Below are 14,030 nucleotides of genomic sequence, written 5' to 3' on the forward strand. Positions count from 1 at the left end.
CTGCCGGACGCCTACCAGGACCACGACAGCCCGGAGAAGATGTACGCCGAGGCGGGCCTCGACGCCACGACCATCGTCAGGACCGCCCTCGACACCCTGCCGGCGGAGACCGGCAAGGCCGAGCCGGCGAGCAACGTGGTGAGCGTGCGCCGCCGCCCCCGCTGACGCCACGGAGAGCGCGGTCTCCCGCGCTCATTCCGTTCGCTGTCGATGTGTTCGGACCTCCGCCCGTGATGACGGCGAGGGCATCTCAACCACAGCCTTGAGACGGAAACGGAATCCCACCTCATCCTGATGGGCGGAGCGCAGCGTAGCCCTCGAAGGAGCCCTCCAGCGGTCTCACGATCCCTGGAGGGCTCCTTCGAGGCCCGCTGACGCGGGCACCCCTCAGGATGAGGGCGTGGAAGGGAGGCTCGGGGTGATTGCCCTACCCCAGCGCCTGCTCCACCGCCTTGCCGCAGGTCTGCGTGTCGGCATTCCCGCCGAGGTCGCGGGTGCGCAGCGTCCGCTCGGACAGCACCCGCTCGATCCCGCCGACGATCTCGGCCGCCGCCGCGTGCTCGCCGAGATGCTCCAGCATCATCGCCCCCGACCAGATCTGGCCGATCGGGTTGGCGATCCCCTGGCCGGCGATGTCCGGCGCCGAGCCGTGGACCGGCTCGAACACCGACGGGTGCACCCGTTCCGGGTTGATGTTGCCGGACGGCGCGATGCCGATCGTGCCCGTGCAGGCGGGCCCGAGATCCGACAGGATGTCGCCGAACAGGTTGGAGGCCACCACCACGTCGAACCGATCCGGGTTCAGGACGAAATGCGCGGTCAGGATGTCGATGTGGTACTGGTCCCACCGGACGTCCGGGTAGGCCTCGGCCACCGCCTTCACCCGCTCGTCCCAGTACGGCATGGTGATCGAGATGCCGTTCGACTTCGTGGCCGAGGTCAGGTGCTTCTTCGGGCGCTTCTGAGCCAGTTCGAACGCGAACCTGAGGATCCGGTCCGTCCCGTGCCGGGTCATGATCGTCTCCTGCAGGGCGAACTCCCGGTCGGTGCCGGCGAACATGCGGCCGCCCGCGTTCGAGTACTCGCCCTCGGTGTTCTCCCGGACCACCCAGAAGTCGATGTCGCCGGGCTTGCGGTCGGCGAGCGGGCACTTCACCCCCGGCATCAGCCGCACCGGGCGCAGGTTCGCGTACTGGTCGAATTCCCGCCGGAACAGGATCAACGAGCCCCAGAGCGAGATGTGGTCGGGCACGCGCTCGGGCATGCCGACGGCACCGAAATAGATCGCGTCGTGGGTCTCGATCCGCGCCTTCCAGTCCTCCGGCATCATCCGGCCGTGCTGCTCGTAATAGTCGCAGCTGGCGAAATCGAACCAGTCGAGCTGGAGGCCGAAGCCGTGCCGCTTGGCCGCCTGCTCCAGCACGCGCACGCCCTCGGGCACGACCTCCTTGCCGATGCCGTCGCCGGGGATCACCGCGATGCGGTAGCGACGCTGCTGGCTGTTTTCTGGGGCGGCCATGAATCCTCCACGCGTTCCGAAGTGCGGGCCTCCGCGGGGCCCGGGTCGTTGGCGTCAGGTGATTGGTCCGCGCCGGTGTCGGGTCAACACCCCGGCCTGACAATCAGTCGGTTTCGCCCGCCATCGCCCGGCGCTGGCGGTCGAGCGCCTCGCTGTAGCGCTTGAGGGTGTGGCTCTCGGTGAGCAGGCCCAGCACCTTCCGGCTCTCGGCGCTCTCGACGACCGCGAGCGCCTCGCTCTCGGTCCGGTCGAAGGCGGCCGCGGCGTCCTTGGCGTTCATGCCCGGCGTCAGGAAATCGTCCGCGTGCAGGAGCAGGTCGGCGAGGACCGGCTGCGCGTCGGCGCCGGAATCCCGGGCGGCCGCGTGCGTCTCGGGCACGTTCAGGATGCCGGCGTAGCGCCCCGCCCCGTCCACGGCGATCACCCGGGAGGGCGAGCCGAGGGGATGGGCGCGCAGGAAGGTGGGCAGCGGCGTGTCCAGGGCCACGGTGCCGGGATTGCGGCGCATCAGCCGGCCGACGGTGAGCGAGCGGATCCAGCCGACGTCGTGGGGGCTGCGGATGCTCTCGCCGCGCAGGTGGAAGCGCCACGTGGCGAAGGAGTAGCCGAAGGTCTTGCGCACGGTGAGGGAGGACGCAATCACCGCCGCCAGCACGACGCCGGTGATCGGCAGGCTGCCGGTGACCTCCAGGGCCAGGAACGTCATGGTGAGCGGGCCGCCGATGACCGCCACCGCCAGCGCGCTCATGCCGATCACCGCGTAGGCGAGCGGCGTCAGGCCGAAATCCGCCAGCGGCGGCACCAGCACGGGGGCGAGGGCGGCGAACAGCTTGCCGGCGATGGCCCCGAGGAACAGCGACGCGAAGAACAGGCCGCCGCGGAAGCCCGAGCCGATCGAGATCGCCGAGGCCGTGGCCTTAGCGGCGAACAGCCAGGCCAGGACCGCGATCCCGTGCCCCTGCCCCTCGGCGGCAAAGTGCATGTGCAGGGCGCCGTGGCCGCCCGAGAGCACCTGCGGCGTCGCGAGCAGCGCCAGCGCGCCGACGCACAGCCCCCCGAAGGCGGGCGCCGCCACCCGCGGCACGCCGGAGGCCTGGACGAGGCGCTCGACCAGCGTGACCCCGCGCATGATCAGGATCCCGAGGCCCGCGCAGAACAGCCCGAGGGCGAGGCTCGGCAGGATCTCGAGGCTGGTGACGTGCGAGGTCGTGACCGCCTGCATGTCGCCGAGATCGACGAGCGGCTGCGCCTCGATCAGGGCGCGCGAGATCAGGTTGCCGCACAGCGCCGCGACGACCACGGGCGTCAGCGTGGCGATCGAGTAGGTGCCGATGATCAACTCGAAGGCGTAGAACGCGCCGGCGAGCGGCGCCCCGAAGCCGGCCGCGATCGCCCCGGCCGCGCCGCAGCCGACCAGGGTGCGCAGGTCGCTGCGCCGCACTTCGAAGGCGATGCCCAGGCGCGAGGCGAGGCCTGAGGCGATCTGTGTGTAGCCGGCTTCCAGACCCACCGAGGCGCCGGACCCGTTCGAGATGACGTTCTGGAGCGCGAGGTAGAGGCTGTCGCGCAGGGACATGCGGCCGCCGTGCAGGGCGTTGGCCTCAATCGGGTCGATGGCCGGGCGCTTGCGCGGGCCGCGGACGTAGTTGGCGGCGACGATCAACAGGCCGAGGACGGCGCCCCCGAGGCACGGGCCCACGAGCAGGAGCGCCGGCGGCACGGCGTCGACGGCGCTGAGGCGCGCGCCCGCGGGCAGCTGGTAGAGATGCTCGCGCAGGGTCTGGGTGATCCAGGTCATGGCGGACACCGCCACGCCGGCGACGCAGCCCACCAGGGTCGCGAGGGCGACGAGGCCGCCCTCGCTCCGTCGGACGAGGCTGCGGAGCCGCCCGGGGGCCTGGACGAGCCCGATCCCGGTCCAGCGCCGACGGGGCCTCCGCGCCGGCCTGACGGGCCGCCGGGCCGGGACGTCGGCCGATCCGTCGCCGGGCGCCCTGCCCCCGCCGGCGGCGCCCGATGGCTGTCGCGCGCTCACGGTCCGCCCCCTCGCCTCCGGTCCGCCCGATCGGCGGGGCCGACGCGTCGGCCCCGCCGCCGCAGTTACAGCCGGGGCCGAGCCCGTTGCAAACGGGCGGTGCTGCGGGAGCGCGGCCGGCCCCGGCGCGGGGGGCTCGGACGGCGCTGTCCACGAAGTCCAAATCCCGTGCACGCATCGCCTTGAAAACTGCCGCGGCCCACGATACACCCCGCGCCAGTGCCGCCGTAGCTCAGTTGGTTAGAGCACCAGATTGTGGATCTGGGGGTCCCCCGTTCGAGCCGGGGCGGTGGTACCATCCATTCAGCTCGACAGCGCGAGGGGTTGGCGGATCGCCAGCCCCTTTTGCTTGTGCGCGGATGGCGCCGCGCCGGATCAGGGCCGCCCCGAACCCCCACCCGATCGGAGTCGACGGGACCGGTCCTCGCGCCGGAGCCGGCCTCTACACAGGCGGCAGCTCCAATGCTCACGCACGTTATAGAATCGCCAAATTTGGTCGCATAGCGTCCCGGCTGGGAGAAGACTATCTTCGTTAGCGTGAAGACTGCCATGAAGAGCACGACACAGCAGGATCAGCTCGAGATCGTGAGCGACCTCGCGGCCTCGCTCGCCGACCGGATGCTGATGGAGCGCCTGACACAAGGGAAGCTGCCCCTCGCGAACGCGAGTCGCCTCTGGACAGCCTCGCTGCTCCTGGAAGAGCACGCGCGGCCCATCCCGCGCATCGTGACGGACGTCCTCGAGCAGGTCCGGCACGTGGAGCCGGACGACGAGGATGCGGTCGACGGGGACGACGCCGACGGGATCGGTGCGGGGCCGGAACCGGACTTGGCCGCGGCGCGGCGTGCGGCCCGGCCGGCGCGCCGGCGCGGGCTCACCCGCTTGCTCCGACCGTTCCGGCAGGCGGCCGAAGGCTGACCCGCGTCGACGGCGCCGGACCATCTGGCGGATCCGGAGTTCCCCGCGCGCGCCCGGGACGCTAAGACCGTTCCCGAGCGTGGCGGCGGGCGCCGCCGCGCCAACGGGCTTCGGGACACGAGAGATGAGCATCCCTGAACGGCGCGTCCGCACCCTGTTCGACGAGGCGGCCATCGCCAAGCGCAACGACGAGCTCGCCCGCGAGATCCTCGCCGCGCGGCCCGAGAACCTCCTCGTCGTGGCGGTGCTCAAGGGCAGCTTCATGTTCGCGGCCGACCTGCTCCGGTCGCTGCACCGGGTGGGTCTCGCCCCGCAGGTCGAGTTCGTGCACCTGTCGAGCTACCGCACCGGGACGGTCTCCAGCGGACAGGTCGAGATCCTGCGCGACGTACAGAGCGAGGTGCGCGGGCGGGACGTGCTGCTCGTGGACGACATCCTGGAATCCGGCCGGACCGTCGTCTTCGCCAAGGACCTGCTGATGGCCCGCGGCGCCCGGCGCGTCCTCACCGCGGTGCTGCTGGAGAAGCCCGGCAAGCGCGCCGTGACGATCGACGCGGATTTCGTCGGCTTCACCTGCCCCGACGTGTTCGTCGTCGGCTACGGGATGGACGCCGCCCACGCCTTCCGCCAGTTGCCCTTCGTGGGCGTGGTCGATTACGGGGACGGCGCCCCGGATCTGTTCGACGCCTGACCGTGCCCGCGGCGCGGCATTTTCGCCGCGCGCCGCGACCCGCGGGACAATTCAGCCTGCGACGACTTGACAGACGGAGAATTCGTCTGCGTCTGTCGACATTTGAGCGTGCGCGGCGTCGCGACGCGGCGCGTGCGGATTTCGGGGACGGTTACGGGACCACATGGCGCGCATCCTCCTGGTGGATGACGAAGAGACCGTCCGGGGCTTCCTGAAGCGGGGGCTCGAGATCGACGGGCACGCGGTCGTCACGGCCAACGACGGCAGCGACGGGCTGGACCGCCTCAACGAGGCCGATGGCGGCTTCGATCTGATGCTCACCGACATCCGCATGCCGCTCATGGACGGCATCGCGCTGGCCCTCGCCGCCAAGCGCGACTTCCCCGACCTGACCATCCTGCTGATGACCGGCTTCGCCGATCAGCGCGAGCGCGCGCGCGGGCTCGACGCCATCGTCACCGACGTGCTGACCAAGCCCTTCTCCCTGGCAGATCTGCGCGCCACGGTGAGGCGGGCGCTCGCCGCCTGAGCCGGGCGAGACCGGTTCAGAAGAACTTAAACATTGCTCTTAGGTTGAGCTTCACGAAAGCGTGGCATCTTCGGTCCGACTGATCAGACCGAGCACGGAACGCCATGTATCGCCGGGACCGGGACATCGACGCGGCGGCGTACCAGGCGGACCGCTACGGCTGGGAGCCGGACGACAGGGACTGGGACGACGACCGCGACGCGCGGCGGCCGCGCAGAGGCGTCGTCGGCCGGCTTTTCTCGCCGACGAAGCTCGCCCTCCTCGCGGTGCCGGCCGGGCTGTTCCTGTACGGCAGCTTCGCGGATTGCAGCGCCCGCCCGGCGGCGGGCTGGCTCGGTCTTGTCGGGGCCGGGGCCTGCGCCCGTACCGAGATGCTCGGCAACGTCCTGTCGATCCAGGACAACCTCGCGCTCCTGAAGCGGCTCATCGACTGAGCGCCCGCTCAAGGCCCTTCCGCGCTCCGCCGATCCGCTCCGAACCGACCTCCGCGAGGCCGCCATGTCCACCCGCCCGCTCCTCCCGGCCTCGTCCGGCCGCGCCTCCGACGCCCTCGAGGAGGCCCAGTTCCGCGCTCGCATGGCGCGGGTCGGCCCGGACGGCGCGCACCGCACCCCGCGCCGGAACCGGGCGCCCGAGCGGCGGCGCGGCTTCCGGCTCGGCTGGAAGGGCTGGCTCGTCGTCGACTGCCTGGTCGTGCTGCTGGTCGTGGCAGGGGTGGTGGCGTGGCCGCCGGTCCAGTCCTGCCGCAACCAGGACCAGACGGTCGGGTTCTACGCCGGCGATTCCGTCGGCAAATGCATCCGGCGCGGCATCGCTGACCGCCTCGACACCGCCGACCAGCGCCTCAAGAGCCTGATCCGCCGCTCGGGCCATTGAGGGCCGGCCGCGCAGATCCTGGCGCGGCTCGGATTGAGCGGCGCTTGTACGCCGTTTCTGCGAACCGAGTATCTGTCTCGCGCGCCCCGCCACCTTCCGTTCTCAACGCCCCCCACGCGGTGGCGGCGGGTCTGAACCGGTACGCCTGTGCCGACCAACGAAACTATTGATAATATTTCACATCCAACGCTCGAAATGTTCCAGGGCGCCCATACATTGGTGCCGTATTACACCAATGGACGAGTGCTCATGCCCGGATATCGAAATCCGGGCCTAGCTTCCCTCTCGACGGCGACTACGTTGTCAAAACTGAGTTGAATCGAACGCCATATTCCTGGCTGCGCGAACGCATGGAGCGCAAGAGCCGGCACTTCAGAACGTTCGCCGACGACATGAAGCAATTCGCCGATTTCTCGGACGTCGCTGACCGCGACCTCGACGGCCGGACACCGCTCCTGCCGAACGGCTACTTCAGCTACGGCGACGCATTGGCCCTGACGACTGTCCTCGCCACACGCAGGCCAGCCCAGTATGTCGAGGTCGGAAGCGGCAACAGTACGAAATTCGCTCGCCGCGCAATCGGCAAGTACAAGCTCGACACCAAGATCGAGTGCATCAACCCAATCCGCGCTCAAGCGTCCGCGACATTGCGGATAAGTGGATTTCTAACGGCCTCCTCGATGTTGACCCGTCCTACTTTCAATCGCTGAAGGGTGGCGATGTGCTGATGCTGGATGGCAGCCATCTCCTGTTCCATGGCAGCGACACGACGCATTTCTTCCTGCGAATCTACCCGCTTCTCCGACCGAGCGTGATCGTGCATGTGCACGACATCCATCTGCCATATGAGTATCCTGAGATTGCGACAGGCTTTTTTTGGAACGAGCAATACATTCTCGCCATGATGTTTTACTATAAGCCTGCGTCCGACATTATCGCTCCGATCAAGTACAGGCATCGTGAGGGCATGTGCGACGAGGGTGCCGGCTTCTGGTTCGAGGTCTAGCGGGATCCGCACCGGAAATCGCCATCGCTTCTGACACATTGGCAACCGCTCGGCATACGCATGGCGGTGAACGGAATGACGGGCAGGGAATATGTGAGCGATACGGCATTTCGCGCGCATCCAACGGCGAACGGGCTTCGCGTTGATGCGATCATCGGAGGCCTTCTACGCTTCTATACGAACGAGCGGAGTACCGGACGATGCCTGGGCTGACCTAGCGGCCTGCCGGTCCGGGCGAGCCCTCCCTCGGAGGCCAGGCCACCCCGACCGGATCGGCGGCGGCCGCGCCGTGGCGCTGATCCACGGCAACAGCCCCTGTTGCTCGCGCGAGCGGCGCCCTCGACGAACTTCACCCTCGACAGGGATACGTTGGGTCGGACCAACCCTGCCCGCGCAGATAGGGATCGACCCGGTCGACGAGAGCTTCCCGACCTGTCGGACGCGGCACCGGGCTCAAGGGTCGAACTCGCGCGGGACCTGCGCGCCACGGTGCGGGCCTGGACAGAGGTCCCGACCTCCATCGGTCTCGGCCCGACCAAGCCCTGCTTAAGGGGTGCCGGTGCGCGGGGCGGGTCAGTCGGCACGACTGGAACACCAAGTTGTCGATTCGTACGCAGCGGGACACGACGCAGGTGAGCAATCTGCCGGTGACTGACGCGTGAGCGGTCGTATCACCGACCACGTGCCGCCGACTCCAGCTCAGGCGCGCATTGCCGATTGTTAGCCATAGGCCTCCGACCGAGCCAGCGCGTGCAGCGAGCGAGGCGCGCGCACGGCAGTGGATCCCGGCACGCTCTGCAATATCGAAGGCCGTCGACGAATCTGGGCATCAAGCCTTCTCGAAGCCCACACATGTTAGCCATTCGGATATGGTGATACGTTCAATAGCGTAATCTTCTTTATAATTTCAAAATTTCCCATTCAGAGGTACGATCCGGATTAAGATATTAATCCCGGCTTCCGGGAGGGACGGAAACGATGACTCTGAGTGAACGCCTCTTTCTGACGAAAGGGCGGCCATCCGGCTTCGATTATATGCGAATTGGTCTCGCCGCAATGATAGTTTTGTGGCACACTGTGATAGTTTCTTATGGCATAGAAGCTCAAAGATGGCTCATTTTGGGACCGTCGCGGCCAATATGGGCCATGATACTTCCCATGTTTTTCGCACTGAGCGGATTCCTCGTTTCCGGAAGTCTAGAACGCTCTCGAACGATCGTCGGGTTCTTGGGACTTCGACTAATTCGCATCTTCCCTGCGCTGGCAGTGGAATCGACAATAGCAATGATGATCATTGGAGCGCTGTTCACGTATTACCCGCTCCCAAAGTATTTTACGGATCCGGGCTTTTGGTCCTATACTTTGAACATGATAGGCGTCGTTCGGTATTATCTCCCCGGCGTCTTTACTGATAATCCAACTACGCAGGTGAACGCGCAATTATGGACACTTCCTTACGAATTGTATTGCTACATATTGATATCTGTATTTTATATAATCGGTTTCTACAGATCGGAAAAACTGATTTTGTTCGGCTGCCTGGTGATGCAAGTCTTAGTCATGATCGCCATTTATACGCGAACGCAGGTTGACGAAGGGACTGTTCGCGGCCCTGTGCTTGTCTTATCCTTTCTGTACGGCGCGTACCTCTATCGGGTCAGAGATCGAGTTCCATATAGCGCCCCGATTTTCTTCGCATGCGCCATTGCCATGGTTGGGTTTCTTTATCTTCCAATCTTCAATGCCCTCTCCGCACTTCCTGCCGCCTACGTGACTATCTATTTGGGGATGCGGAATCCGACACGGTCCGCAATTGTGTCAAGCGGAGATTATTCATATGGCATTTTCTTGTATGGATTTCCGATACAACAGGCAGTGTCTGCAGTTTTTCCGGATCTTCGGCAGTGGTGGATTAATTTTCTAATTTCGACCCCGATAATAATTTCGGTTGCCTATTTTTCATGGCATTGCATTGAGAAAAGAGCACTCTCCCTTCGGGGTCCGTTGATGAAATTCGAAAGCTGGTGCATGTCTTATTGCGGAAAACTATTTCATACATGTAAAAACAGTATCGCATACGACCTGAAGAGCAGATAGGTATCTCGTCAATTTAGATGTATGCTGCACACGGGAAGCAACAGGAATATCAAAAACTGAATTCAGTATCGACCGCACATTCTAGATATCTGGATCCTGTCCTCTCAGGACGATCCCTCCCAGCGAAGCCGCTACAAGTCGCGAGCGGTTTCGTCGTCGACCCCGCTACCCGGGTGCGATCAGGATGCACGTGCACGCCTTGCCAACAGGTCTCCGCCTGCGGCGATCGGTTGGGGAGGCGATCACCCATTCGATGATCTGGCAGGCGACCCTACCACTGACGCCGCTTCCCTGCGCGAAGCCGCTCAACCGCTCCATTACGCGTTCGACAGTCGCCGCTCGGGCGGCACCGGGATCTATCACGCTCACCCCTATATCGAGTGCCCCAGCAGGATCGCGGTCCGAACCATGTTGCGCTTTCGAGCCGGCTTGTGGGCGGCGCGCGCAACGGCCGCACGAGTGTTCTGTTGAATGGTCGCGTTGATGTCACGGCGCCGATCCTTCGGAAGCGGGTAGGTCCTGCCGGCGCGGTCGGCCAGCACCGCGACGACCACGGCGCGGATCGCCCGATCGGTAACCTCGCGGTCTCGCGCAGCTCGGCGAGTCGAGGGTTCCTTGGCCATTCACTCCCAAACCGTGGACTTTGCCATGAACTGTGCCGCCTCCCGCATCGCTCGGGCGCCGGCCTTCTTCGGCCCACTCCAAAGGGTCGCGCGCATGCACGATGAACGGAACGTGCCGAGATGTGTGCCTTGACGAAGCGCCCCCAAACGTAGTCAAAAGCGCCTCTGACGCACCGAAACCGCCAATTTTCTCAATGGTTTCAGAGCGCGAGCCGGTGTAGCACAGCGGTAGTGCAGCGGTTTTGTAAACCGAAGGTCGGGGGTTCGATCCCCTCCGCCGGCACCACGACATTCGATCGCCGAGGCCGGGCCTCGCGCCCGTGGGGCGTGACCGTCGTCCGGCACAGCGCGTCGGCTGAGGCCGCGCCACCGCGCCGATCCCGATGTCGCGACGGGCCGGTCTCGGGTGGGAGTTCCGGCCCGATTCCGTCGGCACCGCCGCCGCGACACATCCGGCGCCGGCCTGTCTCACCGCTCCCGGATCCGGTCGCGGACCGCTGCTTGACGCTGGGATGCCAGCATGCCCTCCTGGCCGAAAGACAGAAACTGCCGCGGAGGACGGTCTGCCATGGCGTCGATCCGGAGTTGCGTGCTCTCGGTCGCGATCGGCTTCGCCGCGCTCGCCGGGCCGGCCGTTGCCGAGCCGATCCGCGTCAAGGTCGGCGTCCTCAACGACATGTCGGGCGTCTACGCCGATACCGGCGGCAAGGGCTCCGTCGTCGCCGCGCAGATGGCGGTCGAGGATTTCGCCAAGACCGAGCCGGGCGTGCAGGTCGAGATCGTCTCGGCCGACCACCAGAACAAACCCGATATCGGCGCCGCCGTCGCCCGCCAGTGGTACGACCGCGACGGCGTGGACGCGATCCTCGACGTGCCGACCTCCTCGGTTGCGCTGGCGGTGAGTCAGGTCACCCGCGAGAAGAACAAGGTCTTCATCGACTCGGGGGCCGGCACCACGGAGCTGACCGGCAAGCAGTGCTCGCCGAACACGATCCAGTGGACCTACGACACCTACGCCCTGGCGCACGGCACGGCCGGCGCCATGCTCAAGCGCGGCGGCGACACGTGGTACTTCCTCACCGCCGACTACGCCTTCGGGCTCTCCCTTCAGAACGAGGCGAAGGCCGTGATCGATACGGGCGGCGGGCGGGTACTGGGCGCCGCGCGGGTCCCGTTCCCCGCCACGGACTTCTCCTCGTTCCTGCTGCAGGCGCAGGCCTCGGGCGCGAAGGTGGTGGGTCTGGCCAACGCGGGCGGCGACACGGTCAACGCGGTCAAGCAGGCGCACGAGTTCGGGCTGACCGACGGCGGCCAGAAGCTCGCCGCCCTGCTGATCTACGCCGTCGACGTCCACGCGATCGGCCTGCAGACCGCGCAGGGCCTCGTGCTGACCGAGTCGTTCTACTGGGATCTCAACCCGGAGACCCGGGCCTTCTCGGAGCGCTTCTACCCGCGCAACGGCAACAGCATGCCGACGATGAACCACGCGGGCGTCTATGCCGGGCTCCTGCACTACCTGAAGGCCGTGGCGGCGACGAAGTCGACGGACCCGCAGAAGACCATGGCCTGGATGAAGGCCAACCCGACCGACGACCCGCTGTTCGGCAAGGGTGTGGTCCGGGCGGACGGGCGCAAGATCCACCCGATGTACCTGTTCGAGGTGAAGGCGCCGTCCGAGTCGAAGGGCCCGTGGGACCTCTACAAGGTGCTGGAGACGATCCCCGCCGAGCAGGCCTTCCGCCCCCTCGCCGAGGGCGGCTGCCCGCTCGTCGCCAAGCCGTAGGGAGGGAGCCGAACGCCATGATGCGCGCGCTCGAAGGGCAGGCCGCCTGGGTGACGGGGGCCGGATCCGGGATCGGGCAGGCGGCCGCCGTGGCGCTGGCGCGGGCCGGCATGCGGGTCGCGCTCACCGGACGGGGTCAGGAGGCCCTCGCGCGCACCGCGGAGATGGTCCGCGCGGCGGGCGGCGAGGCGCTGGTCGCCCCGGCCGACATGGGCGTGGCCGACGACGTGCAGCGCGCCTGGGAGGCGGTTCACGCCGCGTGGCGGCGCTGCGACCTGCTGGTGAACTCGGCGGGCCTCAACGTGCCGCGGCGCGGCTGGAGCGAGATCACGCCGGCCGGCATCGACGCCGTGGTCGGCGTCAATCTCAACGGCCCCTTCTACGCGGCGCGGGCGGTGCTGCCGACCATGCGGGCGCAGCGGAGCGGCCTGATCATCCACGTCTCCTCCTGGGCCGGCCGCTACGTCTCCAAGCTGACGGGACCGGCCTATTCCGCCGCCAAGCACGGGCTCGTGGCGCTCTCGGAGAGCCTGAACCAAGAGGAGTGCGGGCACGGCATCCGGTCCTGCTGCATCTGCCCCGGCGAGGTCGCGACGCCCCTCCTCGACAAGCGGCCAGTCCCGGTCACCGCGGAGGATCGCGGGCGCATGCTCCAGCCGGAGGATCTCGCCGAGACGATCCTGTTCGTCGCCCGCCTGCCGGCCTCCGTCTGCGTCAACGAGATCCTGATCAGCCCGACCTGGAACCGCGGCTATCTCGAGGGCGTGAAGCTCTGAGCGGGGCCGTCGCGGCGCGCTTGGCCGGGGGCGCGGTGCGCTCATCCCGCGTTCAGGCACGGAGGACGAGTGTCGCCACGGCCAAGCTGAACACAAGTATTTCTGAATTGTATCTGAGACTTTATGGACTAAATTCGGCGCAAGCTGGGCTATTTCAAGATTAAAATTGGATGAATGCGGGGTTCAGAACCGATTAAATCCGTCGCGCCTACCAGCGCTGCCGGAAGGCGATGAGACGCGTCTTCGCCGAACCGATGGGGACAACGGTCCGGCGGACCGCCGGGCCCCTCGGGGCCCCATCGCGCACGACCGGGGGGCGCGACCATGTCAGGGACCGAGGACGATCCAGGGATTCCGGGCTCCGCCGGCGCGGCGGACCCGGCCGGACCGGGCGCCGCGGCCGCATCACGCCCGGTGCCGGTCGGCGGACCCGGCCGGCCGATCGACGACGGCGCGCGGGACCGGATCGGGCGCGGCCTGCGCCTGCACTACGCGGGCGTCCTGGCCCTGCCGATCCCGGACCGGCTCCGGACGCTGCTCGACGAGCTCGCCGCACACTCCGACACGGAGGCCTCGCGATGACCCTGATGCTGCAAGCCGCCCCCGCGGGGAGCGGATCCGGTCCGGCCCCCCGGGGCGCCGACGCGGAGATGCGCGACCTCCTGCTGGGGGCGATCCCGGCGCTGCGGGCCTTCGCGTTCTCGCTGACCTACGACCTCGACCGCTCGGACGACCTCGTGCAGGACACGCTCGTGCGCGCCTGGGTCAACGCCGCAAGCTTCCGCCGCGGGACCAACCTGACCGCGTGGCTGTTCACGATCCTGCGGAACCTGTTCTACTCGGAGCAGCGCAAGCGCAAGCGCGAGGTGGAGGACGCCGACGGCCTCCATGCCGGGCGCCTGACCGCCCTCCCCGAGCAGGAGATCCGGATGGAGATGGCGCAGTTCCAGAGCGCGCTGAACCGGCTGCCGCCGGCCCAGCGCGAGGCGCTGGTCCTGGTCGGCGCCCAGAGCTTCACCTACGAGGAGGCCGCGGCCATCTGCGGCGTCGCGGTGGGCACGATCAAGAGCCGGGTCAGCCGCGCCCGGACCCGCCTGATCGAGGTGCTGGGCATGACCGGCACCGACGACATCGGACCCGATCCGCAGACCCGCGCGGCCCTCGACGGCTCCTGAGG

The 14,030-nt window shown here is 67.3% G+C and carries 15 protein-coding genes and 2 tRNA genes; 14 read left to right on the forward strand and 3 right to left on the reverse strand.

All coding sequences use genetic code 11. The features are described 5' to 3' along the window. Positions 1–427: 427 nt before the first annotated feature. A complete protein-coding gene (locus tag ABIC30_RS27740) occupies positions 428–1,519 on the reverse strand; it encodes a tartrate dehydrogenase (RefSeq protein ID WP_020094395.1) in 1,092 nt (363 codons plus the stop codon). A 103-nt stretch (positions 1,520–1,622) separates the two neighbouring features. Then, positions 1,623–3,554 carry a chloride channel protein gene (locus tag ABIC30_RS27745; RefSeq protein ID WP_354456418.1) on the reverse strand — a complete coding sequence of 644 codons (1,932 nt, stop codon included), beginning with the start codon at positions 3,552–3,554 and terminating at the stop codon, positions 1,623–1,625. Positions 3,555–3,775: 221 nt separating this feature from the next. Between ABIC30_RS27745 and ABIC30_RS27750 the strand changes: the two genes are divergently transcribed. The 9 genes from ABIC30_RS27750 to ABIC30_RS27790 all read left to right on the forward strand — a co-directional run bounded on the left by ABIC30_RS27750 (position 3,776) and on the right by ABIC30_RS27790 (position 9,671). Then, positions 3,776–3,852 (forward strand) — tRNA-His (locus ABIC30_RS27750). 251 nt (positions 3,853–4,103) lie between these two features. Beyond that, complete coding sequence (locus tag ABIC30_RS27755) at positions 4,104–4,472, forward strand: hypothetical protein (RefSeq protein WP_020094393.1); 369 nt, start codon at positions 4,104–4,106, stop codon at positions 4,470–4,472. Between the two features lie 124 nt (positions 4,473–4,596). Beyond that, positions 4,597–5,163: a hypoxanthine phosphoribosyltransferase gene (hpt, locus tag ABIC30_RS27760; protein ID WP_020094392.1), complete on the forward strand. Its 567-nt coding sequence runs from the start codon at positions 4,597–4,599 to the stop codon at positions 5,161–5,163. Between the two features lie 163 nt (positions 5,164–5,326). Continuing rightward, positions 5,327–5,692: a response regulator gene (locus ABIC30_RS27765; RefSeq protein WP_007567202.1), complete on the forward strand. Its 366-nt coding sequence runs from the start codon at positions 5,327–5,329 to the stop codon at positions 5,690–5,692. Positions 5,693–5,796: 104 nt separating this feature from the next. Next, complete coding sequence (locus ABIC30_RS27770; RefSeq protein WP_020094391.1) at positions 5,797–6,126, forward strand: hypothetical protein; 330 nt, start codon at positions 5,797–5,799, stop codon at positions 6,124–6,126. Between the two features lie 64 nt (positions 6,127–6,190). Continuing rightward, positions 6,191–6,568, forward strand: a complete 378-nt coding sequence (locus tag ABIC30_RS27775; RefSeq protein WP_020094390.1) for a hypothetical protein — start codon at positions 6,191–6,193, stop codon at positions 6,566–6,568. Positions 6,569–6,918: 350 nt separating this feature from the next. After that, positions 6,919–7,278, forward strand: a complete 360-nt coding sequence (locus ABIC30_RS27780) for a hypothetical protein (RefSeq protein WP_234081347.1) — start codon at positions 6,919–6,921, stop codon at positions 7,276–7,278. Between the two features lie 17 nt (positions 7,279–7,295). After that, complete coding sequence (locus tag ABIC30_RS27785; RefSeq protein ID WP_234081349.1) at positions 7,296–7,574, forward strand: hypothetical protein; 279 nt, start codon at positions 7,296–7,298, stop codon at positions 7,572–7,574. Positions 7,575–8,609: 1,035 nt separating this feature from the next. Continuing rightward, positions 8,610–9,671, forward strand: coding sequence for an acyltransferase family protein (locus tag ABIC30_RS27790; protein WP_354456454.1), 1,062 nt, complete (start codon positions 8,610–8,612; stop codon positions 9,669–9,671). A gap of 371 nt (positions 9,672–10,042) precedes the next feature. On the opposite strand, the gene ABIC30_RS27795 is transcribed toward ABIC30_RS27790, so the two are convergent. Next, a complete protein-coding gene (locus tag ABIC30_RS27795) occupies positions 10,043–10,294 on the reverse strand; it encodes a hypothetical protein (RefSeq protein ID WP_103986162.1) in 252 nt (83 codons plus the stop codon). 211 nt (positions 10,295–10,505) lie between these two features. Between ABIC30_RS27795 and ABIC30_RS27800 the strand changes: the two genes are divergently transcribed. The 5 genes from ABIC30_RS27800 to ABIC30_RS27820 all read left to right on the forward strand — a co-directional run bounded on the left by ABIC30_RS27800 (position 10,506) and on the right by ABIC30_RS27820 (position 14,028). Beyond that, positions 10,506–10,580, forward strand: a tRNA-Thr gene (locus ABIC30_RS27800). Between the two features lie 282 nt (positions 10,581–10,862). Continuing rightward, positions 10,863–12,077: an ABC transporter substrate-binding protein gene (locus ABIC30_RS27805; protein WP_042671735.1), complete on the forward strand. Its 1,215-nt coding sequence runs from the start codon at positions 10,863–10,865 to the stop codon at positions 12,075–12,077. 17 nt (positions 12,078–12,094) lie between these two features. Beyond that, entirely contained in the window at positions 12,095–12,853 is a 759-nt protein-coding gene (locus ABIC30_RS27810) for an SDR family oxidoreductase (protein ID WP_020094387.1), read from the forward strand. Between the two features lie 324 nt (positions 12,854–13,177). Continuing rightward, positions 13,178–13,435, forward strand: a complete 258-nt coding sequence (locus ABIC30_RS27815; RefSeq protein ID WP_042671734.1) for a NepR family anti-sigma factor — start codon at positions 13,178–13,180, stop codon at positions 13,433–13,435. Then, positions 13,432–14,028: a sigma-70 family RNA polymerase sigma factor gene (locus tag ABIC30_RS27820; RefSeq protein ID WP_020094385.1), complete on the forward strand. Its 597-nt coding sequence runs from the start codon at positions 13,432–13,434 to the stop codon at positions 14,026–14,028. Before ABIC30_RS27815 ends, ABIC30_RS27820 begins: the two co-directional genes overlap by 4 nt. Positions 14,029–14,030: the final 2 nt, after the last annotated feature.

It is taken from the genome of Methylobacterium sp. 1030 (assembly GCF_040544715.1).
Taxonomy (GTDB): domain Bacteria; phylum Pseudomonadota; class Alphaproteobacteria; order Rhizobiales; family Beijerinckiaceae; genus Methylobacterium.

Bases quoted from the DNA above. Each gene is read 5' to 3' on its own strand.
- ABIC30_RS27780 (WP_234081347.1), top strand. From the start codon at position 6,919: ATGGAGCGCAAGAGCCGGCACTTCAGAACGTTCGCCGACGACATGAAG.
- ABIC30_RS27810 (WP_020094387.1), top strand. From the start codon at position 12,095: ATGATGCGCGCGCTCGAAGGGCAGGCCGCCTGGGTGACGGGGGCCGGA.
- ABIC30_RS27770 (WP_020094391.1), top strand. From the start codon at position 5,797: ATGTATCGCCGGGACCGGGACATCGACGCGGCGGCGTACCAGGCGGAC.
- ABIC30_RS27755 (WP_020094393.1), top strand. From the start codon at position 4,104: ATGAAGAGCACGACACAGCAGGATCAGCTCGAGATCGTGAGCGACCTC.
- ABIC30_RS27820 (WP_020094385.1), top strand. From the start codon at position 13,432: ATGACCCTGATGCTGCAAGCCGCCCCCGCGGGGAGCGGATCCGGTCCG.
- ABIC30_RS27785 (WP_234081349.1), top strand. From the start codon at position 7,296: ATGCTGGATGGCAGCCATCTCCTGTTCCATGGCAGCGACACGACGCAT.
- ABIC30_RS27815 (WP_042671734.1), top strand. From the start codon at position 13,178: ATGTCAGGGACCGAGGACGATCCAGGGATTCCGGGCTCCGCCGGCGCG.
- ABIC30_RS27790 (WP_354456454.1), top strand. From the start codon at position 8,610: ATGCGAATTGGTCTCGCCGCAATGATAGTTTTGTGGCACACTGTGATA.
- ABIC30_RS27805 (WP_042671735.1), top strand. From the start codon at position 10,863: ATGGCGTCGATCCGGAGTTGCGTGCTCTCGGTCGCGATCGGCTTCGCC.
- ABIC30_RS27765 (WP_007567202.1), top strand. From the start codon at position 5,327: ATGGCGCGCATCCTCCTGGTGGATGACGAAGAGACCGTCCGGGGCTTC.
- ABIC30_RS27740 (WP_020094395.1), bottom strand. From the start codon at position 1,519: ATGGCCGCCCCAGAAAACAGCCAGCAGCGTCGCTACCGCATCGCGGTG.
- hpt (WP_020094392.1), top strand. From the start codon at position 4,597: ATGAGCATCCCTGAACGGCGCGTCCGCACCCTGTTCGACGAGGCGGCC.
- ABIC30_RS27775 (WP_020094390.1), top strand. From the start codon at position 6,191: ATGTCCACCCGCCCGCTCCTCCCGGCCTCGTCCGGCCGCGCCTCCGAC.
- ABIC30_RS27795 (WP_103986162.1), bottom strand. From the start codon at position 10,294: ATGGCCAAGGAACCCTCGACTCGCCGAGCTGCGCGAGACCGCGAGGTT.